This is a genomic window from Vibrio sp. ER1A (assembly GCF_000733315.1).
In the GTDB taxonomy this organism is placed as follows: domain Bacteria; phylum Pseudomonadota; class Gammaproteobacteria; order Enterobacterales; family Vibrionaceae; genus Vibrio; species Vibrio mediterranei.
This window is the reverse complement of record NZ_JPJA01000095.1, coordinates 1-20,333: the sequence shown is the minus strand read 5'-3', so window position 1 is coordinate 20,333 and position 20,333 is coordinate 1. Positions and strand designations below refer to the sequence as shown.

Genomic DNA, 20,333 nt, shown 5'->3' with positions numbered 1-20,333 from the left:
AAGAAATAACAAAAAAGCCTGATAAATCAGGCTTTTTTTTGTTGTAGTGCGTTAAGAGCTACGTCCTTTTACTTTCTCTCGAAGTGATTGCAACATCACGTAGAACACTGGAACAAGACAGGTACCTACAATAGTGGCCGCAATCATACCGCCCATCACCGCATAACCCAATGAGACGCGACTTGCAGCACCAGCACCGGTTGCGATGACCAGTGGGATTACCCCCAAGATGAACGAGAAGGCTGTCATCAAGACCGCCCGGAAACGCAGTCGCGCGGCCTTTATGGCTGAGTCCGTGATACTCATACCGCTTTCCCTGAGCTGTTTGGCGAACTCTACAATCAGAATCGCGTTCTTACAGGCAAGACCGATTAGCAGTACCAAGCCGATTTGGGTGTATAAGTTAACGTCAGACCCCATTATCCAAATGTAGATAAATGCCCCTAGAATAGCGACAGGAACAGCGAGCATAACCGACACTGGAATCGTCCAGCTTTCATACTGTGCAACTAAGAATAGATAGGTAAAGATAAGTGCCAAGGTAAAGATGAATGGCGCTAAGTTACCTGCTTTCAACTCTTGGTAAGTTTGCCCTGACCATTCATAGGTATAGCCGTTCGGGAAAGTCGTATCTGCGATTCGCTTTACAGCATCAATCGCCTGTCCTGAACTGTAGCCTGGTGCTGGGAATGCGTTGACTTTAACCGCGCTATATAAGTTGAATTGGTTGATGTATTCAGGGCCTAGCTTAGGCTCTACGTTAACCAAGGTATTAAGTGGCACCATAACATCGTATTTGTTTCGGATGTAGAAACGAGCGATGTCTCGGTCTGAATCGCGAAACTCAGTTTCCGCCTGCATGTTCACGCGGAAAACCTTACCAAACCGGTTGAAGTCGTTTACATACATTGAACCAAGCATCGTTTGTAATGTGGTGAAAATACTGCTTAGTTCAACACCTTGTACTTTGGCTTTGTTTCTATCTACGTCGACGAATAGCTGCGGTACATCGGCCTGGAACGTACTAAATGCCGTCGTTAGCTCAGGCTCAGAAGTTGCTTGGATGGACATTGCTCGCATGACACCTGCGAGCTCGGCTGGTGTTCTGCCCAAGGTATCTTGGATATAGAACTCTACACCGGAAACCGTACCTACCCCCGGTAACGCTGGTAGGGAGAAACCAGCTGCCGTTGCTTCACTGTATTGCGATAGTGCGGCGTTAGCTCGTCGTACGATCTGCGACTCGACTAAGGATGGATCTTGTCGCTCATCCCAGTGAGAAAGAATGACAACCATCAAGCCTGCATTAGACGATACCGCGCCAGAAATAATCGAATAACCACTTGCTGAAATCACATTGGTTACCCCATCCATTTGGTTTAGCTCGTCTACCATTTGAGTCATAACTTCTTTGGTACGGTTGATGGAAGAGCCATTAGGTAATTGCACATCGACGAAGAAGGCTTTTTTATCTTCCGTAGGGACAAATCCGGTAGGGAGTGAAGTAGCCAGATAGCCCGTTGCACCGATCAGGGCGACATAGACGACGCCAACGAGCATTAGCTTACGCACCATTCCCGAAACAAAATTGGTGTATTTTCCGGTTGCCTTCTCAAACAAAACGTTGAATTTGGCATGGAACCCTTTTTCATGCGTTTTTGGTGGCTTAAGTAGTGAAGCACATAGCGCAGGACTGAGTGTTAATGCGTTCACCGAGGAAATTAGAACCGAAATACAAATGGTGATAGAGAACTGCGCGTACATTTGCCCAGTTATACCCGGCATAACTGCGGTTGGCGCGAATACCGCTAGTAGCACCAGAGTGGTAGCAATAACGGGTCCCGTCACCTCCTGCATGGATTTGGTTGTGGCATCGACGGCGTTGAGCCCTTCTTCCTCCATTAAACGAGTGGTGTTTTCTACAACAACGATAGCATCATCTACTACGATACCGATCGCGAGGATCAGGGCGAAGAGCGACACGGTATTGATGCTCATGCCTGTTGCCAGTAGGAATGCAAATGTACCAACTAAAGACACCGGAATGGCGATAGCGGGAACTAAAGTTTGTCGAACATCCTGCAAAAATATATACACAACGAAGATAACCAGTGCTACGGCAATCAACAGTGTTTCAATCATTTCATCGATGGACGTTTCTACGAACTGAGTGGTGTCGTAGAGAACTTTGTAGTCCATATCTTCAGGAAATTGCTCGCGCAGGCGGGATAATTCTTCGTGGACACCTTTCGCTACTTCGAGTGCATTTGCGCCACTTGATTGGTAAATGAAAAGTAGTGCAGATGGTTTGTTATCCAGCATCGCTTCCGCATCGTAACTTGCAGCACCAAGCTCAATACGCGCAATATCACTCATATAAACTGCGCTACCATCCGGGTTCGAACGGATGATGATCTGTTCAAACTCTTCTGGGTGGCTCAAGCGACCTTTGGTGGAGAGGGTGTACTGAAATTGTTGATCTCGAGGTACTGGCGCTGCGCCAATACGTCCCGCCGCAACTTGGATATTCTGCTCTTGAATTGAGGCAATGGCCTCTTCTACGGTAACACCTAAACTTGCCATGCGATCGGGGTTGAGCCAGATCCGCATCGAGTAATCCATACCACCGATAATGCTTACTTTAGAGACACCGTTAACACGAGCAAGGTTATCCTTAATATTAATGCCCATGTAGTTGTTTAAAAATAGGTTATCTAGACTTCCATCTGGTGATACCAAGTTAAGCATCATTAAGATGTTTGGGTCTTGTTTCTCAACTTTTACCCCGTTTCGTTGAACTTCTTGGGGAAGCCTAGGCATGGCTTGTTGTACCCGGTTTTGGACGTTAACCTGTGCCATATCGACATTGGTTCCCACCTCAAAGGTAACATTGAGCGAGTAGCTACCATCGTTTGCGCCCTTGGACTCCATGTAAATCATGTTTTCCACCCCGTTGACTTCGGCCTCGATAACCTTAGAAACGGTGTCGGCAACAACCTCAGCACTCGCACCCGGATAGGATGTAGTCACAGAGACCATTGGAGGGGAGATGTTAGGGAATTCTGCCACGGGCAGAGCAGGAATCGACAACAGACCGGACAAAGTCAGGACTATAGAGATAACGAAGGCAAACTTCGGCCTATGTATAAAAAACTTACTAATCATAACTTGTCCTTAAGAGTCGTTTTCATCGAAAGGCTGTACGGTATCCATTTCGTACTCGACTTCAGCGCCTACACGGGCTTTTTGTAACCCTTCAGTTATGACCAGTTCACCTTTCTCTAAGCCTTCTTCTAGCTCCCAGTCAACACCATATCGTTTACCCAAAGTGACGTTTTTACGTTTGACGACGTTTTCCTTATTAACAGTTAATACATAACGACCTTGCTGGTCTTCTTGCACCGCGCGTTGGGGGATGAGCATAACTTCTTGAACTCGTGGAGCTTCGATTATTGCCGTCACGTAAAGTCCGGGCACAATTAGGTGTTCTGTATTGGCAAACTCAGCACGGACAGCCAGAGTACCGGTAGTGGCGTCAACACGGTTATCGATGAAATCTATCATGCCTGTTTCTTCAAACATCGACCCGTCAGGGAATCGCAGTTTTACTGGTAGGTCTTCGATTTTGTATTGATTTTGAGCGTCACGAGCTGCTTTTTGAGCGTTGATAATGACTTTTTCTGGTAACTGGAAGTTGACCCAAATCGGTTCCATTTGTACCAAGTTCACCATTTCGGTTTGTTCAGGAATGATCAAATCACCTGAAAACACTTCTGCACGGCCAATTCTTCCGGCAAATGGCGCATGAATCTTGGTGTAACCCAGTTCAAGTTTGGCATTGTCTAACTCAGCGTTGGCACTCTGTAGCGCTGCTGCATTTTGCAGTTTGGCGGATAATAGATTGTCGTAATCCGCTTGGCTGATGTACTTGTCTTTAATCAATCCTTCGCCACGTTTAAAGTTACGAACTGCCGTGTCATAGGCAGCACGTGATTGAGCCACAAGTGCTTTGGAGGACTTGAGGGCGGCTTCATATTGTTCAGGGTCAATCTCAAACAACAATTGTCCTTCTTCAACCATACTGCCTTCTTCAAAATAGGCTTTTAGTAAGTTGCCTCTTACCTTTGCTTTAAGTTCGATATCTTGAGTTGCCTCAGTGCGACCTACGAACTCCTCACTTGGTGTGATTTCTTTCATGGTCACTTCGAGAACTTTTACACTGGGCTTGACTACAGGAGGGGCTTTGACAGTTTTTTCGCAACCTGAAAGGAGGAGAATAGGTAGCGCAACGATGAGTACTTTAGCGATGACACCATCTGCTTTGGGAAAGTAAGACATAGACAATCCTTGTTTCTGATAATTATATAAAATGCTTATTGTTTGAGTTTAGACCATAAATGGCGAATGTCTGTGAAGCATTTGGGAAAATTAATGAATTGAATTAATAGGTTAAGTAGTGTGAACGGAATCTGTTGGTAGTAAGGTGTTTTTACAGGCGAAAAAACGCCAACCTAAGTGAAGGTTGGCGTGAGAGTGGTTTTGATGTAATCAGAAGTTTAGCGTTGTTCCGACGTACCAATTACGTGGTGTGACTACATAGCCACGGCGTGTCACATCGTAATCGTCGAATTGTTCATTGGTGACATTCTTAACGCCAGCTCTTAGTCGCCAGTCGTTGTTAACGAAGTAGTTCATACCAAGGTCGGCGGTCACGTAAGATGGGCGGTATACGTTATCGTCAACCGAGAGCAAAGTTTTACTTGTGTAGTTAACGCGAGCGAATGTGCTGATTGAATCGACAGGTTCCCAAACCAACCTTGCCATTGCCATGTGATTTGGGCGGTTCTCTAATTCTTCACCTGTGGTTTTGTCTTCCGTAGTAAGGTAGGTGTAAGTGCCGTTCAGACGAAGATTTGCCAAAATATCGTACTCACCGCTGAACTCAGCGCCCTGAATAATCGCTTCATCAATATTCTTGTAGGTATAGACATCTCGACCACCTACATTATCAACTGGATTATCGAGGTCGCGGTCAATTAGATTGGAAACTTCATTTCTGAATAATCCAGCTTCCATCGACCAATAAGTATCGACATAGCTTGTAGAGAGCTCATAGTTAAGACTTGTTTCAGGCTGCAGGTCAGGGTTACCGACGAGTAGGCAGTTACCCTTACAGCTGTTAACGATGTTCTCAGAGGATAACTGAGTTAAAGAGGGAGCTTTAAATGCGGTACCTACACCACCTTTGATCGTCCATTGATCCGTTGCAGAATGAACGAGGTAGGCTCGCGGACTCCAGTGAGTACCAAAACTTTCATGCATATCAACACGCGTACCGTAAGTTAGCGTATTTTTCTGGCTTAATGCCCATTGATCCTGGATAAATAGTGCTTGCTGGTTAACCGTTGCTTTGCCTGTTTGAGTCAGGCTGTCTGGGTTTTTTAGTTCGGTGTATTTCCACTCTCCACCAAACGTCAATGTGTGATTGCCTACGATTGTAGTACCGTGTCCGTCAACAGTATGATTGACTTCATTTACATCATACAAACCTAGGTCGGCATTTCTGTCATTAAAATTGTCTTTGGTTTCAAATGCATCACGATTATATCGCAGTAACGCATCACCCCAATCATAGGTGCCGTTGTAGGTCAAAGCTTGAGTATTACGAACGACTTTAGATTCAGAGTCTGTTAGACCATTGGTTGACTCAATCACGCCATCACGCTGGTCATCAGCGTAGCTAAAGTCAAATGCGAGATCGTGCTCGTTGTTGATATACCACTGGAGACTACCACTTGCTGTAAGGGTGTCTCGCTGTTCTAAAGTGGTTGCTTTAGAACGGTCATAGACATTTCCATTATCGCTAACCCCCTGACCAGAAAAGGCGTGCCACGGATCGCGAGAAGACTTATTCATGGAAAGTGATAAAAACAGTTCATCTTCTAGTAAAGCGCCAGATGTATTAAATCCTGCGGTGTATTCAGAACCACCATCGTCATCGCGATACCCATAATCACCACTGACTTGAGATTGCCATTCATTGGTTGGCTTCTTGGTGATAACGTTGATTACGCCTCCTAGCGCCTCTGAACCATAAAGCGCGGACATTGGACCACGAATGATCTCAATGCGTTGAATACTCTCTTTAGGAACCGCTGCAAGATCAAAGTCATTGCCACGGAATACTGCGTTCGAAGAGCTGAGTTTACGACCGTTTACTAGAATCATAGTGAACCCAGCATCCATGCCTCGAATAGAAATCATTTCACGTCCAGCTCTACCTCCGTCCATTTGACTTTCAACACCGGCAATGTTTTTGACTAAGTCATTCAGTGCTAGACCTGGTTCGGATAGGATATCTTCTTCGGTGATGACTGAGATTGAAGCCGGTGCTTTCGTTGTCGATACTTCAGTATGCGTGGCAGTAATAACCATCTGTTCGTCGAAACGCGTATTCGAATGACTTTCTGAGTCTGTTTGGGCGATTACTGGGTAAGAGAGGATTGTCGAAATCGCCACTGCTAAGGGCGTAATTGCATGTGTTATGCGGGTCATATTAAACCTAATAGTTGGAATATTTTTATGGAAAAGGTATTGCTAATGATAACTATTGTCATTAGATATCAATCCATAAATTGGCTCAATATAACTAGCATCCGGAAATTGCATAATCACTATTCATACATAGTATGGAGGTAAATGAAGTGTAGTTAAGGTGAATTTGCTGTGAAAATTGGCTGTTTTTCAATGATCTTGCGTAACAGAGACTAATTTGGATAGAGCGTTTTGAATATTTCTCTAACCCATTGGCACATGGGGTCGTTGTGGTAGCGTTTATGCCAATACAAATAAATGTCACTGTATGGTGAGCGTAATTCCTCAGGTACTTCTCTCGTCACCACGTTATGACTGTGTGCGGCATCCTCTGCAAACGGCGTAGGGAGGTGGAAAATGACGTCTGACACTTCAGCCATTTTTGGCGCAGCATTGAAGTTACTTAATCTCAATGGTGTAGATAGCGGTCGGTCATTGGTGGACAAACCGATGTCGTTAAATCGACTTTGGATAGAGAGAGCTCGGTCGCCGTGGAGCGATATTTGCCCAAAGTGACAATCTTTTAAATTATCCGGAGTTAAGGGTTGCTGAGCCAAAGGGTGGTCTTTGTTCATAAGCAGGCGAAAATCACGAGTGGCGATGAGCATTCGATACAGGTTTTGATCGGCTGCCGGCGGCGTTTGGCTCGAGATAGAAAAGTGTACTTCGCCCGCAATTAATTTATCGAAATGCTTTTGAGGGACAGTATCAATATCGAGGACCATATTAGGCGCGTGTTCTCTAAGGTGCTTGAATACGGGAGGCAATAGCCAATTCACCTGAGGGACTAAACCGAAAAACTTGATGGTCTTGCGTGATTCGCTTGGGTTAAATTCAGAACCATCAACTAGATTGTCCAACATAGCCAGAATAGAGCCTATGTCTTGTCGAATTAGTTCGCCTTTGGGAGTCAATTCATAACCGTGAGTAGTGCGAACCAAAAGTTCGTCTTTAAATAAATCACGGCCTTTTTGAAGAGCGCGACTGACGGTCGGTTGACTGATATTCAGTGTCAACGCGGTGTTAGAAACATGCTTCTTCTCTAATAAGTGTTTTAATATCAGAAGATTACTTAAATCTAGCTGGCTAAGATTCATTTAAGATAGGTACTGGTACGGTAAAAAACTGAAAAAACAGTAGCACTACTTATACGAACGTAGCAACTAAATCCTATAAAATTCATCGATATAAGCTATTTTGATTAATATCAATTGCACACTGTTCAGTGAATTTTTCAATCTGTAAAAGTGGTTAATAAAGTTTCAACTCATAATATTGTTTGGTGATAAAAAAATCCTACACTGATCACATAAATATAAAGGTAGGTTATGTAAATGAGTGATAACTCCGATCAGAAAAAATCATCCCGTTCTAGCTTGACAAAAATTCTCTTTCTACTTGTTTGTGCAGCAGTATTTGGTGCTCTGTATTGGTCATGGATCTATGCAGACAGTCATCCTAGTACCGAGGATGCTTATGTTAGAGCGAAGATCCTCTCTGTTGCTCCTCAGGTTCAAGGACAGGTTGTCTCTGTTGAAGTTGCGGATTTCCAGCGCATCAACAAAGGCGACTTGCTACTTAGAATTGACCAACGACCATACTTACTTGCAGTAAAGCAAGCAAAAGCAGCATACCAGTTAGCGGTACAGCAACATGATGTCGCTGACAAACAAGTGACGGAAGCGGTTGCTGGACTGGATGCAGCGCGAGCAAACTTGAGCGAAGCGCAGATCGAATACAAGCGTACTGATTCATTGGTCACTCGAAAATTGGCGTCTCCACAAGACTTAGATACTGCTAAGAATAAATTAGCTAATGCTCAGGCAAGCCTGGAGCAAGCAAGAGCAAATGTTGAGAAAGCTATTGCGAATCGAGGTGAGCAAGGACTGGAAGCTGCTATCGTCCAACAAGCGGCAGCGCAGCTTGCTCAGGCTGAACTCAACCTCAGTTATACCGATATTACCTCGCCAGTAGATGGACTATCAGGAGAAGTTAGTGCGCACGTAGGAACGGTTGTTTCTGTTGGTCAAACGCTGTTTCCAGTGATCATTGACAACAGCTACTGGGTCCGAGCTAACTTCAAGGAGACAGATCTCACTCATCTTAAACCAGGTCAGAAGGCTGAGATCAAGATCGACATGTATCCTGATTTGGTATGGAACGCGACGATAGAAAGTTTATCGCCAGCCAGCGGTACCTCGTTTTCTCTTATGCCCCCTGAAAATGCGACAGGTAATTGGGTGAAAATCAAACAACGCTTCCCTGTGCGACTTAAATTGGAGGTGCCAGAAAACTCGCCTCAACTTCGTGTAGGTGCAAGTGTCGAGGTGACTGTCGATCTGAAAAGTGACTCGAAATGACCAACCAAATCACCGCTGATAAACGAGGTATCGCTACCGTAGCGGTCATGTTGTCTGCCATCATGGTTTTAATCGATATGACAGTGGCGAATGTGTCACTGTCACATATGATGGGAGCTTTGGGGGCAACGGCGGACCAAATTACCTGGGTGTTAACGGGATACAGTATGGCGGAAGCTATTTTTATCCCTATGACCAGCTTCTGGGTGTCGCGATTTGGCGAGCGCAAAGTGATGCTCGTTGCTGTTATCGGCTTCGTGATCGCGAGTGCACTGTGTGGCCAAGCTAGTTCCTTGGAAGAGATGGTGCTATTCCGGATTATTCAAGGCGCTTTCGGTGCTTCGGTTATTCCTTTGGCTCAATCTACCTTGGTTCAGATTTATCCATCTGAACAGAAAGGTAAAGCCATGGCCATTTTTTCAATTGGTATCCTGCTTGGGCCTATTCTAGGCCCAGTTGTTGGCGGTGTTATTACGGATAACCTCAACTGGCGTTGGATCTTCTATGTGAATTTACCTTTTGGTTTGGTTTGTACTGCGCTTATCTATAAATACATTCACCTATCAAATAAATCTAAACCCAATTTTGATTGGTGGATCATCGGATTTATGGCACTTGGTGTAGGTGCGCTGCAGTTTGTCCTCGATAAAGGTAATGACGAAGACTGGTTAGACTCCCGAATCATTCAAACCGCAATTGTTCTGTCTGTGATGGGTTTGGTTATGTGGGCGTATCGTAGTTGGAAAACTAAGAGTCCCATTGCGCCTCTTTGGCTGCTGCGAGATAAGAACCTGATGGTGTCGTCGCTGATGATGGCAGTCGTCTCCATGGCCATGTTTGGCTTAACGACTCAGCAGCCAATGTTCTTAGAAAGCTTGCTGGACTATCCGGTTGCAACAACGGGTATGCTCATGGCTCCAAGAGGTCTTGCCTCAGCTTGTATGCTGATTCTGGTGATTCGGTTGAATCCTCAGTTTGATCCGCGACTCAAGATAGTATTTGGATTGACCTGCATTGGTATCGGATCGTATCTCATGACTCTGTATTCGATGGAGATTGATACTTTCTGGATTGTAACGCCAAGTATTATTCAAGGCTTAGGCTTAGGTTTGACCTTCTCAACGTTATCGTCTTTGGCGTATCTGACATTACCAAGAGAAGAGTCGGTAGCGGGTGCTAGTATCTTTAACTTGTTCCGAACTATCGGTAGCTCATTTGGTATCTCAATTGCCACCACTTACCAGTACCGTGATAGCCAGCAGCAATGGCATGCGCTAAGCGAAGGCTTTAATACCTATAATCCTGCACTGCAAAACTGGGCGGCATCGCAAGGCTTATCAATGACCGACCCACTGGCGTTGCAACAGTATCAAATGATGTTGCACGAACAATCTCAGATGGTTGCGTACGTTCATACGTTCCAATTAGTTGGCGTGATGTTTGTGATTATGATGCCGATGCTGATTTTCATCCGTTCTAAATAGTGCAACGTTAACAGAATAATGGGTGTTATCTTTGAGTAATAGGATAAAACATACCCATCACCACACTTAGGTTGATGGGTTAAGGTGGTTGTTACTTAACTCTAAACATGTATCCGGAGAAGAGCTCTTCAACCAAGGCTTTAGTTTGAGCCTGCGAACAGTAGGTGGCGTGAATATAGGTCTTTATTCCCATAATCTGAATCTGAAGGTGCTGCGCTAGTCGCATAGGAGAGAGTTCTTGATTGACCTCTCCGAGGGATTGGGCTTCGGCAATAATTTCAGCAAACTTGGCTTCATTTTTTCTAAGTGAGTAACGCGCAAGCTCTAATAACTCTTCATTTTCTTCGGTAAGTTCTGCGACGGTTTTAGCCAACATACACATAGCGTTAGGGTTATCCACACTACAAGGCTGCACAGACTGTAAGATAAAAGCCTTAAGTCCTTGAAGAGGTGAAGAAAACTGCTTTACGAGATCGTCTAAACGAGCCTGTCCCTGAGTCGAATAATGCTCAATCGCTGCTTTAAACAAGCCTTCCTTGCTACCAAACTCTGCATAAATACTTCCTGGGCGCATATCGATAGCATCTTGCAGGCAACGCATTGATGTGGCGTGGAATCCTTTTTCCCAATAAAGCAACATGGCTTTATGGATAACTTCACTACGATTAAATTTTGCTGGTTTGGCCATAACGGAAGAAAGCTATACTTTTGAACGGCTGTTCAACAGTATAGCAGGCAGAGAAGAAATTAAGAAAGCGGGCAAATTAAAGGCTGCATATAAGCAGCCTAGTAAGGTGTGTACGCTCTTGAATCTGACGTTATTCCTCAAGTGGCACAACAAGAACATCCACTGGTGACGTATTAATAAGCTGTCGAGAGCTAGAAACAATTTTGCTCCAGAAATCATGATGGTGGCCGCAAATAATGAGGTCAAAACCATGCTCGGCAATGGCGCTCTTGAGCTTATCTCCCAAGTCACCAGTACCCACAATGAAGTGCTTAACCGGGCATTTAGCGTACTCGGCAAACTCATGCAACTGGTCCATAGTTTCCAAATGAAGTGGTCGCTGATCTGGATTGAGTCTGATATCAACTAGTTCAGGATAAATTTCTCCATGGGTGCCATCAACGTGTATCAATGACACATCAGCATCCAGAAGCTCGGATAGAAAAACGGCTCTATCGATTAACACGTGGCTCTCTGTGGAAAGCTCTACTGCTACTAGTATATGTTTGTACTTCATAACCATGCCCTCACGTTGTAAGTCTTATTACTAGCATAGTCCTATGTTATTCAAAATGTTGTCGATGAGATCGCGGATTGAAGAGAAAATAAGCAGAGCAAGTTTGAATCTTAACCACTTTATTATTGTGGATTGAATTATCCATAATGTCTGGATCGTTTGGTTCTTTTTCTTCGCCTTCAATACGCCTAACCTACACCTCATCAACAAGCTTGTTTAGGGTTAGAGTAGCGGCTTACGGTACTGAAACTCACCGAAAAAACACAAATCCCCCAAGCTATTAAAGATTCAATAAGTGGAGAGAGCACAGTGACTCATCAAATCATAAAAGACCTAAACAACCGCTATACAGCTAAAAAATACGACGCAGCTAAACGTATTTCTGCGGAAGATATGGAAGTCATTAAAGAAGCGATTCGCCTTTCTGCATCTTCAATTAACTCACAGCCGTGGAAGTTTATTGTGATTGAAAGTGATGAAGCTAAGCAGCGCTTTCACGATACCTTTGCCAACATGCATCAGTTCAATCAACCGCATGCCAAAGAAGCGTCACATACGATTCTGTTTGCCCATAATCCACATTTCACCAAAGACGATTATAAGAAAGTGGTGGATGTAGAGGTTACTTCCGGTCACCTGCCAGCAGAAATGTTTGACCAAATGTTGAATGGCGCGTTTGGCTTTGCGGAGCTGAATACCGATGAAAATGGTTACAACGGCCAGTGGACCAAAGCACAAACGTATATTGCACTTGGCAACCTTTTACACACTCTAGCGCGTATGGGGATTGCGTCTACTCCGATGGAAGGTGTCGATTCCGCGTTGATCGGTGATACCTTTAAAGATGAATTGGGCGGTTATGTATGCGACTTTGCTTTAGCTCTTGGTTACCACAAAGATGGCGAAGACTACAACTACGGCTTACCAAAGGCGCGCTTAGCCCAAGAAGACATCATCACGGTACTTTAAGATAATGTAGTGTTTCCAAACGACCGTCCTATGGCGGTCGTTTTTCGTTGCATCCTACCTTCTACTTTCTTGTTTTACATTCTAAATGTGAGCAACTATTTCCACCGCGTTACGCCTGCGTCAATTCTGCTCAAGTGTTATTCAGCACTGTGAAACATAGGTCAAGCCCATAGACCGCTAACAATATATTGAAATTACTGACTTACTTTGGCGGCTTTTACAAGCAGTGGAACAGTAATGAAAAAACGTATCAGACTACTCCTAGTCATTGCACTATTTTCGGTATCAATGGCTAAAGCAGACACCGGTATTGGCTTATTCGTTGGCGACCCTTATTGGGGACTTGATGTTAAACACAATGATTTACGTTTTAACGTCAGCCTCGACGATAAAATGGGCTTTGGTGTCAACAAAGTTTTTGGCATACAGAATACGCCGATTTATTTTTTCGCAGGTGGGCACTATGTGAATCGCAATAGTCGTTATATCGCCTTTACACCGGGAATCGGAGCGGAATTTAGAGTGAAGCCTGTGGGGTTTTATGTAGACGTGACCCCAGCGATCTATTTGGATCAATTTGATATAGAGCTGGAGGCCAGAGCGGGTTTTAGGGTGTATTTCTAGTTCAATAAAATGAGGCCAACAGTCTAGTGGCCTCTTCCCGTGTTTTGCTCGCAAAACCTTATGGCTGCTTATGACGCAGTTGCCATTGTGCTTCGAAAAGTGATGTGGGTTTAACTGCCGTACCTAGTGATTCGATGTAGGCTTGCTTTTCCGTATCTTCGGGAACATCAGTGTATGCTGCTGTGCCTTTCTCGATCATGGTGTTGATGTACTTTGATCTAGGTGCGACAGAAAATTCATTACCTGTCATTCCAATAATATAAGGCATTATAATGCGGCCATAGATACCGTCGTCTTTCATGAACATAAAGTCTGCACTGTCTTGTGCGGTATTAACAGGATTCCAAAACGTTAGGCCATGAAGGTGATTAGGCTGGTTGCCTGAACTTGCTCCCCAACGTCCATATATCCAGCCTCCATTCATGTTATCGAATAGATTATGCATGGACTGTTCGCCGTGCAAGTCGATTGAAGAGTTCGGTCCATAATGACTGTCTTTATAAACATTGGAAATCGAATACTTTGAAACGCCAGGAGCGTGCCAAGCGTTTGAGTTATCCGTCATTCCGTCAATGAGATTATTGTTGCCATACATAATAGTGAAGGCTAAATGCCCTGGCGTGCCAGATAGGGTGATGTTATTAGCTGTCACATTATACGTGTTCCAGAGTACTCCACCTTGGTTGAAGTCTCGGAGCTCTACATTCCGAATCCAACTATCGTGAGCTTGTCGTAATGATAAAAGACTGTAGCCACTGTCATGAAGTGCATCATGATGGTGTACAAAGTTACCTTGCCAATTACCGGAGATAGTCAGATTCTCGATACCTATGTTGGAATACGAAGTAATTTTGTTAACTTGCCAGCTATCTTGGGGCTTGAGAGAGTGTGCTACAGGTGTCCAAAAGTGAAGTGTATTTCCGTCAATGTGGCGAATTGTGTGTTTCTCGCGTTTGTCTAAGCCTTTTAGCAGGTTACTCCATACTGGTGTAGCAGGAGAAGAAGCTTTGTACTCTATAAGGTATGGACTAACAGCACTTTCAATCGCATTACTGTGCTTTATGAGACTCTTTAGCTCAACACTATCTCCTACCATAAAGTCTTGTGCATTATCTACGGTAAGTGAGTTGGTTGAACCGCCTGGGATAGTGGATGTAAGCACTACGTCCGCGTTGCTATAGATATCTGAGCTGCGTGCTCCCACTTGAAGCATATGAGGAGTGGTCCATTTTTTCGATGGATTCTCTGGCTTTAGGTTAGTTTCCATTTTTAGGGTCGTTATACCTACACCGTCTCCCAAAATGACGATCCGATCAAGGTCGATAAAAATAGGTTGTTTATTCTTGATGTCATCAAGACTCTCCGGATCAATTGACGCATCATCAGTAGCATCATTAATAATGTAAGTACCGCTAGGGAAATAGAGAACGTCGATGGTTTCGGATGAACCTGCTGCAAGTTGACGACTTTCTTTGATAGCCGCGATGGCGTTTTTTATGGCTTGCTTATCACTCACTCCGTCATTAGGGTTTGCACCGTAATTTTGAACGTTTGTCACCTTGTAGATTGAATTACTAAGCGTTGGTGTTTGCGTGGGAAGATGAGTATCACTTCGTAAGTACCCAGCATACGAGTAGTCATTCAAAACACGCTCTGGAGCCAGAGTGTTTGATGTGTCTAGTAAACCAGTATCGTTATCCCGACTAGCAACAAAATCAATCCAATATGGACTGTTTAAATCCTTACATGCAGCGAGTAATAACATTGAAGAAAGTAAGATAACCTTTTGTTTCATAATGATCCCTTATTAATGGTTATACAGCTTTGTCGCCAGCTGTTTTAGTTGTGGAATGGCATGGTTGTAGAAAGCATGCAAACCGGAGCAAAGGTAGTTTTGTGGTGATTGATCTTGTGAAGGTGCAATGCGATCTTTCGGGCAGCCGCCATTGCAATAACGAAGGTATGGACATTGTTTGCAAGCTGGTGGGAGAGTGCTTTTCTTGGATTTTCCGAACTCTATTTGGCGCGCTGAGCTTGCCATCTCTGCCAGAGAAAGCTGCTTGATACTGCCAAGTTGGTGTTTGGTTTGGATGTAATGATCGCAGCTATACACCGAACCATCTTGCAAGATAGCCAACGCTCGGCCACACTCTGCACTTGTAATACAAGAAGAGCTAGGTTGTCCGAGCAAAACAGCCATGCAATCCTCAAAAAATGGCACATAAATACGACCAACATCTCGACTGTACCACTCATCAAATATCTCTTTCATAAAAGTGCCCCAAGATGATGGAGTGATAGAGTAGGTTGGTTTTGTTGTGATGATATATTGACGGCTTTGTTCGATTTCTTCTGGGTCAACTATAGGGATGAACTGCATTTGTCGTGACTTAATCTCATCACGAAGAAATTGATAAATATCTATGGCATGGCAGGCGCTGTGACTTGTGACACATGTGAGTGTAGCAAAAGGAATGTTGTACTTATGCAATAACTGAGCGGCTGTTTTTACTTTTTCCAAAGTTGGGCGCCCACCTCGACTGTGACGGTAGTAGTCATGAATAAAGCTTGGGCCATCAATACTTAACCCGACAAAAAAACGATGAGTTTTAAGGAATTTGCACCACTGCTTATTGAGTAGGATTCCGTTTGTTTGTAAGTCGTTATGGATGGTTTTTCCTAAAGGATTATGGCGCTTTTGCAATGTGATTATTTTTTCGAAATAGGCTAACCCCAACAATGTCGGCTCTCCACCTTGCCAACTAAATACCACGTGATCATTTGGCTGCGCTTCTATGTAAGACTGGATATAACGCTCCAATGTTTCATCAGACATCAGTTTCGAAGACGGCTGCTTGAGTTCTTTTTCTCTATCCAAGAAATAACAGTAATCACATTGAATATTGCACAGTGAGCCGGTTGGTTTGGCCATAACGTGAAAAGAATGGGGAGATTGCATGAAGTAGCCTCTAACGTCTATAAATAGCAATGTGGATAGCGCCAGCTCGTAACAGCTGGCGCTGAAGGTTATTTAAACCATCCTTCAACCTGGATGCCGACTTGGAACTCAGTGTCATTACCAGTGCCAAAGGCATTTTGGTTCTCATAGTCGTGGAAGTAAGTGGCGAACACACGAAGCTCAGGGCGAGCCCAAAAGCTCTTAGACGGTGCCCAAGCTTGAGCTAAGGTAATTTTACTACCTGCTTGGTCTTCACCTTGCGCGGTTGTTGCATCGAAATAACCAATTTCCATTATGGTTTTGTTAAAATCATCCCAACGGTATTCTGGGCGAGCAACAGCGGAGAACGTCTTTTGAGTTGTGGTTTGGTCTCGCTCAATATCATTGATTGAAGAGGTGTAGTAGAGTGAGTGGGCAATGACGACACTGTCGCTAATGTTTAGCAGACCGTAGTTCATGACACGATAAGCCGATGCGTCTTTTTGAACTTCAGCATAGTAGTTTTTACCGGCGTGATCGTTGAATAGTGCTTTGGAAAAGCCATTAGTACCGTATTGGAATACCGTATTGTTTTTCCCCCATTTACCTCCACTGGTCATCAAGCCTGTGGCCATCAAACCGTTCTGGGTCTGTAAAGTGAACTCGTCAGATTCGTTTGGCATGCCATAATCAAGGCCAACTTCGAGCTCGGCCATATCCCAAAGATTGATACCTTTATAACGAGCATCAAGAATGTTGACGTTCAGTTTGTTGTTGACGGTACCTGGATCATCGAAATTTTGGCTTCTACGGTCAGAACGAATAGCAGAAACAGACAATAATCCATCCCCTAAGGGGATATAATCAATGCCGCCGCCCGTACCAGAAACGTTCCAGTAATAAGTGTCGATAATATGGTTGTCGTGGCGTTGGTTGTAGCGTTTACCGGCCCATACGGTGGTATCGGGCAACGCCGTAATGAGTCCTTTAACTGCGACATTGACCTCTTTAAACATAATGTCAGTGTCCGAGTCGTTAATTGATTCCCAGTCATTTGCACCATCAGATTTGTAGACCATACGAGTTTGGAAATACACATCGTGCTGCTCGGTCTTCATTAACTGCGTGCCAAGGCCGAGACCAAGGTAAATATCATCCTCGTTACCTAAGCGCCCAACTTTCTGTTTGTTATATGAAACCATTGCACCACTGCTAGAGCTGGATCCTGCACCTGCGCGAAAGTAACTAGAAAAGTCTACGTCTTGGGCCAAGCTATTGTGACTGAATATAAGTGTGAGTGAGGACACCAAAAGTGGGGTGTTAATCTTCAAATACTTCACGGTAATTCCCTTGTTTTATTTTTCGTTGATAAAGATGTCTTTTTTAGAAATTAAGGGATTGTTTTTTTTATTAGAATGAAGAAATTTAATGAAGAATGAATAAAACGAAACTATTGGTGATATTGTTTTATAAGCGTGATCTCTCTCAATTAATGGCTTTGTGACGTTTTTCACAAAATAAAAACCAAATAAGGAAAATTACCGAAGTAGTTTCTTTTTTTTCATTTTTAGATTGTTTTTAACATTGAATGTTCATTACCACTCTTAATACACTGGCTGTAAATATCAATTCTATGAATAAACCAAGCAACCTGGAAAGAGTGGCAATGATAGAACACGCATATCCTACACAAAGGTATAAAAGAAATGATTTTAATGGACAGTTGCAAGCAGCAATGTCCTCCGTGAAGCGTAATATATCCAGAATAGGCATTAACAACCCCAAGATAGGTAATGAAGATGGCACGTGGAAATACTGCGGTCCGTCTGACTGGGTTTCCTCTTTTTGGACAGGGCAACTTTGGCTTTGCTATCAAATTACGGGAGATAGTACCTTCAAAAATAGCGCTCATATGCGCAAACCGTACTTTAAAGAGCTTTTAGTAAACCCCAATTGGCATGACCATGATCTCGGCTTTCAATATTCACTCAGCTGTGTGGCTGGATACGTCCTTACTGAAGATGAAGAGTATAAATCAATGGCTATTGAGGCTGCGCATAGTCTCTATCAGCGATACCGTCGACTAGGTCAATATATCGTAGCTTGGAATGAAACTCATGTGCTTGGGCCTGAGAAAACACAAGGCAAAACGATCATTGATTCGTTACAAAACACTGCATTACTTTTCTGGGCCGCCAATCAAACGAAAAGTGACGTATTGCGAGATGCCGCGATCAATCACTCAAGAACGATGGCTAAACATATTGTTCGTGATGACTATTCGACTTTTCATACTTTTAACTTTGACCCTCTTACACAAAAGCCCATCAAAGGTGAGACTTTTCAAGGATACGCGGATGATTCTTGTTGGGCGAGAGGACAGTCTTGGGCCATTCATGGGTTTGCACAAACCTATTTATACACAGGCGATAAATCCTTCTTAGATTTAGCCAAAAAACTGGCGCAATTTGTCATGCCATATTTGCAAGATGATGCGGTTCCTGTATGGGATTATCGATTACCTTCCGATGAGCATCCGTACAAAGACAGCTCAGCAGGTGCAATAACTGCAGCAGGGTTTCTCTTGATTGCAAGCTTATGTGAAGACGAGCAAGAAAAGGATTTCTATGAGCAATGGGGTATGCACCTAGTACAAGGCCTCATTGAACAATGTGATTTAACAGCAGATGAATCGGCTCATGGTTTGCTGTCTCAAGGTGCTTCTTTCGTCGCTAAAGATATGGCAAACAATATGTTGCCTTATGGTGATTACTATTATCTCGAAGCCCTGATGCGAATTTGTGGGCATCAACGCTACTTCTGGTAAGGATACAATAATGATTTCAGGATACGATATAAGTGCAATAGTTTTTTATTTCTTATTTATGGTGTTACTCGGGTTTGTATTCCGAAAGCAAGTGGCAAATACCAGCGACTACTTCCGTGGGGGCGGTAAGATGGTTTGGTGGATGGCCGGTTCTAGTGCGTTTATGACAACGTTTAGTGCATGGACCTTCACGGGCGCAGCAGGTAAAGCTTATATTGATGGCTTTGCAGTCGTTTGGATTTTTATATTTAACATAGTTGGTTATTTGGTATGCGCGCGTATTTTTGCACCCAGATTCAGGCAGTTAAATGTTATCACCCCGATGGAGGCGATTCGTCAACGTTACGGAGCTAAAACGGAGCGCTTTTACACCTTTATCTATATGATTACTGGTCTTATGGGCGGTGCCATCACGCTTTATGCGGTATCTATCTTTATCTCAGCAGTTATTGGCATCAACATTCAACTAGCAATTGTTATTACTGGAGCGGCTGTCGTGTTTATGACCATCACTGGTGGCGCATGGGCGGTTGTATCTAGTGACTTCCTTCAAGCACTATTGATCGTTGCAATCAGTGTCGTGACTTTTATCGCGGTAATGAACAATGTAGACAGCATCACGGATATTACTGACCATTGGCAAGGCACCACGTTATGGACGGGTAACGGTATTCATTACCAAGAGATATTCTTGTTGTGGATTGGCGCGATTTTCATCCAACGTGTTATCGATATGAATAATATTGGTCAATCGGTTCGATTCTTGTGTGTTAAGGACTCCGCTCAAGCTCGCAAAGCAGCCTACCTTACAGCATTACTATTCGCATTTGGTAGTATCATGTGGTTCATACCTCCAATGTGGTCTGCAAGTGCCGGTATCGATCTTACTTCTTTGTATCCGCAATTAGGTGGGAAAGCGAACCAGGCTGCATATCTTTCTGCTGTTCAAATGTTACTTCCTGCTGGGATGGTTGGTTTAGTGGTGTCAGCAATGTTTGCTGCGACAATGTCTACGTTAGACTCAAGAATTAACTTTGTTGCCGCATCATTTGTGAAATCTATCTATAAGCCGATGATTAACAAAGATGCGACTGAAGTTGAAGAGCTCAGAGCTAGTCGCATTGCAACCGGTGTCATGGGATTAATCGTAATTGGTTTTGCTCTATTTTTAAATGAATTACGTGGCATCAGTTTATTCTCGATGATGATTATTTTTGCAGGGTTGGTGAACATTCCAATGATGATTCCACAAACTTTAGGCATGTTCATTAAGCGTAACTATTCACCCGCGAG

Annotated in this window: 15 protein-coding genes; 6 read left to right on the top strand and 9 right to left on the bottom strand. The window is 43.8% G+C overall.

Translation table 11 applies throughout. The annotated features are described in order from the left end of the window. Window positions 1–51 precede the first annotated feature (51 nt). From HW45_RS25095 to HW45_RS25080, 4 genes are all read right to left on the bottom strand, one after another. Window positions 52–3,165 carry an efflux RND transporter permease subunit gene (locus HW45_RS25095; protein WP_006069362.1) on the bottom strand — a complete coding sequence of 1,038 codons (3,114 nt, stop codon included), beginning with the start codon at window positions 3,163–3,165 and terminating at the stop codon, window positions 52–54. Between the two features lie 9 nt (window positions 3,166–3,174). Next, window positions 3,175–4,338, bottom strand: coding sequence for an efflux RND transporter periplasmic adaptor subunit (locus tag HW45_RS25090; RefSeq protein ID WP_038230710.1), 1,164 nt, complete (start codon window positions 4,336–4,338; stop codon window positions 3,175–3,177). 210 nt (window positions 4,339–4,548) lie between these two features. Further along, window positions 4,549–6,555, bottom strand: a complete 2,007-nt coding sequence (locus tag HW45_RS25085) for a TonB-dependent receptor domain-containing protein (RefSeq protein ID WP_152559712.1) — start codon at window positions 6,553–6,555, stop codon at window positions 4,549–4,551. A gap of 212 nt (window positions 6,556–6,767) precedes the next feature. Then, complete coding sequence (locus HW45_RS25080; protein ID WP_038230708.1) at window positions 6,768–7,691, bottom strand: LysR family transcriptional regulator; 924 nt, start codon at window positions 7,689–7,691, stop codon at window positions 6,768–6,770. Window positions 7,692–7,928: 237 nt separating this feature from the next. On the opposite strand from HW45_RS25080, the gene HW45_RS25075 reads away from it, so the two are divergent. Next, window positions 7,929–8,954: an HlyD family secretion protein gene (locus HW45_RS25075; RefSeq protein WP_006069358.1), complete on the top strand. Its 1,026-nt coding sequence runs from the start codon at window positions 7,929–7,931 to the stop codon at window positions 8,952–8,954. Beyond that, a complete protein-coding gene (locus HW45_RS25070) occupies window positions 8,951–10,438 on the top strand; it encodes an MDR family MFS transporter (RefSeq protein ID WP_038230707.1) in 1,488 nt (495 codons plus the stop codon). Before HW45_RS25075 ends, HW45_RS25070 begins: the two co-directional genes overlap by 4 nt. 91 nt (window positions 10,439–10,529) lie before the next feature. On the opposite strand, the gene HW45_RS25065 is transcribed toward HW45_RS25070, so the two are convergent. Both HW45_RS25065 and HW45_RS25060 read right to left on the bottom strand, forming a co-directional pair. Beyond that, window positions 10,530–11,126 carry a TetR/AcrR family transcriptional regulator gene (locus HW45_RS25065; RefSeq protein ID WP_038230705.1) on the bottom strand — a complete coding sequence of 199 codons (597 nt, stop codon included), beginning with the start codon at window positions 11,124–11,126 and terminating at the stop codon, window positions 10,530–10,532. A gap of 130 nt (window positions 11,127–11,256) precedes the next feature. Further along, window positions 11,257–11,682 carry a universal stress protein gene (locus tag HW45_RS25060; RefSeq protein ID WP_038230878.1) on the bottom strand — a complete coding sequence of 142 codons (426 nt, stop codon included), beginning with the start codon at window positions 11,680–11,682 and terminating at the stop codon, window positions 11,257–11,259. Window positions 11,683–11,991: 309 nt separating this feature from the next. Between HW45_RS25060 and HW45_RS25055 the strand changes: the two genes are divergently transcribed. Both HW45_RS25055 and HW45_RS25050 read left to right on the top strand, forming a co-directional pair. Then, window positions 11,992–12,651 (top strand): nitroreductase family protein, encoded by a 660-nt coding sequence (locus HW45_RS25055; RefSeq protein ID WP_038230704.1) that lies wholly within the window; start codon window positions 11,992–11,994, stop codon window positions 12,649–12,651. 237 nt (window positions 12,652–12,888) lie between these two features. Further along, on the top strand, window positions 12,889–13,275 hold the full coding sequence (locus tag HW45_RS25050) for a hypothetical protein (RefSeq protein ID WP_038230703.1): 387 nt from the start codon (window positions 12,889–12,891) through the stop codon (window positions 13,273–13,275). Between the two features lie 58 nt (window positions 13,276–13,333). Here the strand turns inward: HW45_RS25050 and HW45_RS25045 are convergent, their stop codons facing one another. The 3 genes from HW45_RS25045 to HW45_RS25035 all read right to left on the bottom strand — a co-directional run bounded on the left by HW45_RS25045 (window position 13,334) and on the right by HW45_RS25035 (window position 17,553). After that, a complete protein-coding gene (locus HW45_RS25045) occupies window positions 13,334–15,070 on the bottom strand; it encodes a DUF4955 domain-containing protein (RefSeq protein ID WP_038230701.1) in 1,737 nt (578 codons plus the stop codon). A gap of 12 nt (window positions 15,071–15,082) precedes the next feature. Beyond that, window positions 15,083–16,234 (bottom strand): anaerobic sulfatase maturase, encoded by a 1,152-nt coding sequence (locus HW45_RS25040; protein ID WP_038230699.1) that lies wholly within the window; start codon window positions 16,232–16,234, stop codon window positions 15,083–15,085. Window positions 16,235–16,302: 68 nt separating this feature from the next. Beyond that, window positions 16,303–17,553: a carbohydrate porin gene (locus HW45_RS25035; RefSeq protein ID WP_038230697.1), complete on the bottom strand. Its 1,251-nt coding sequence runs from the start codon at window positions 17,551–17,553 to the stop codon at window positions 16,303–16,305. Window positions 17,554–17,879: 326 nt separating this feature from the next. Here HW45_RS25035 and HW45_RS25030 point away from each other — a divergent pair, with 326 nt between their 5' ends. Further along, window positions 17,880–19,040, top strand: coding sequence for a glycoside hydrolase family 88 protein (locus HW45_RS25030; RefSeq protein WP_038230693.1), 1,161 nt, complete (start codon window positions 17,880–17,882; stop codon window positions 19,038–19,040). Window positions 19,041–19,050: 10 nt separating this feature from the next. Continuing rightward, on the top strand, window positions 19,051–20,333 hold a 1,283-nt coding region (locus tag HW45_RS25025; protein WP_038230692.1), incomplete at its 3' end, for a sodium:solute symporter family transporter.

Bases quoted from the DNA above. Each gene is read 5' to 3' on its own strand.
- HW45_RS25095 (WP_006069362.1), bottom strand. From the start codon at position 3,165: ATGATTAGTAAGTTTTTTATACATAGGCCGAAGTTTGCCTTCGTTATC.
- HW45_RS25090 (WP_038230710.1), bottom strand. From the start codon at position 4,338: ATGTCTTACTTTCCCAAAGCAGATGGTGTCATCGCTAAAGTACTCATC.
- HW45_RS25085 (WP_152559712.1), bottom strand. From the start codon at position 6,555: ATGACCCGCATAACACATGCAATTACGCCCTTAGCAGTGGCGATTTCG.
- HW45_RS25080 (WP_038230708.1), bottom strand. From the start codon at position 7,691: ATGAATCTTAGCCAGCTAGATTTAAGTAATCTTCTGATATTAAAACAC.
- HW45_RS25075 (WP_006069358.1), top strand. From the start codon at position 7,929: ATGAGTGATAACTCCGATCAGAAAAAATCATCCCGTTCTAGCTTGACA.
- HW45_RS25070 (WP_038230707.1), top strand. From the start codon at position 8,951: ATGACCAACCAAATCACCGCTGATAAACGAGGTATCGCTACCGTAGCG.
- HW45_RS25065 (WP_038230705.1), bottom strand. From the start codon at position 11,126: ATGGCCAAACCAGCAAAATTTAATCGTAGTGAAGTTATCCATAAAGCC.
- HW45_RS25060 (WP_038230878.1), bottom strand. From the start codon at position 11,682: ATGAAGTACAAACATATACTAGTAGCAGTAGAGCTTTCCACAGAGAGC.
- HW45_RS25050 (WP_038230703.1), top strand. From the start codon at position 12,889: ATGAAAAAACGTATCAGACTACTCCTAGTCATTGCACTATTTTCGGTA.
- HW45_RS25045 (WP_038230701.1), bottom strand. From the start codon at position 15,070: ATGAAACAAAAGGTTATCTTACTTTCTTCAATGTTATTACTCGCTGCA.
- HW45_RS25040 (WP_038230699.1), bottom strand. From the start codon at position 16,234: ATGCAATCTCCCCATTCTTTTCACGTTATGGCCAAACCAACCGGCTCA.
- HW45_RS25030 (WP_038230693.1), top strand. From the start codon at position 17,880: ATGATAGAACACGCATATCCTACACAAAGGTATAAAAGAAATGATTTT.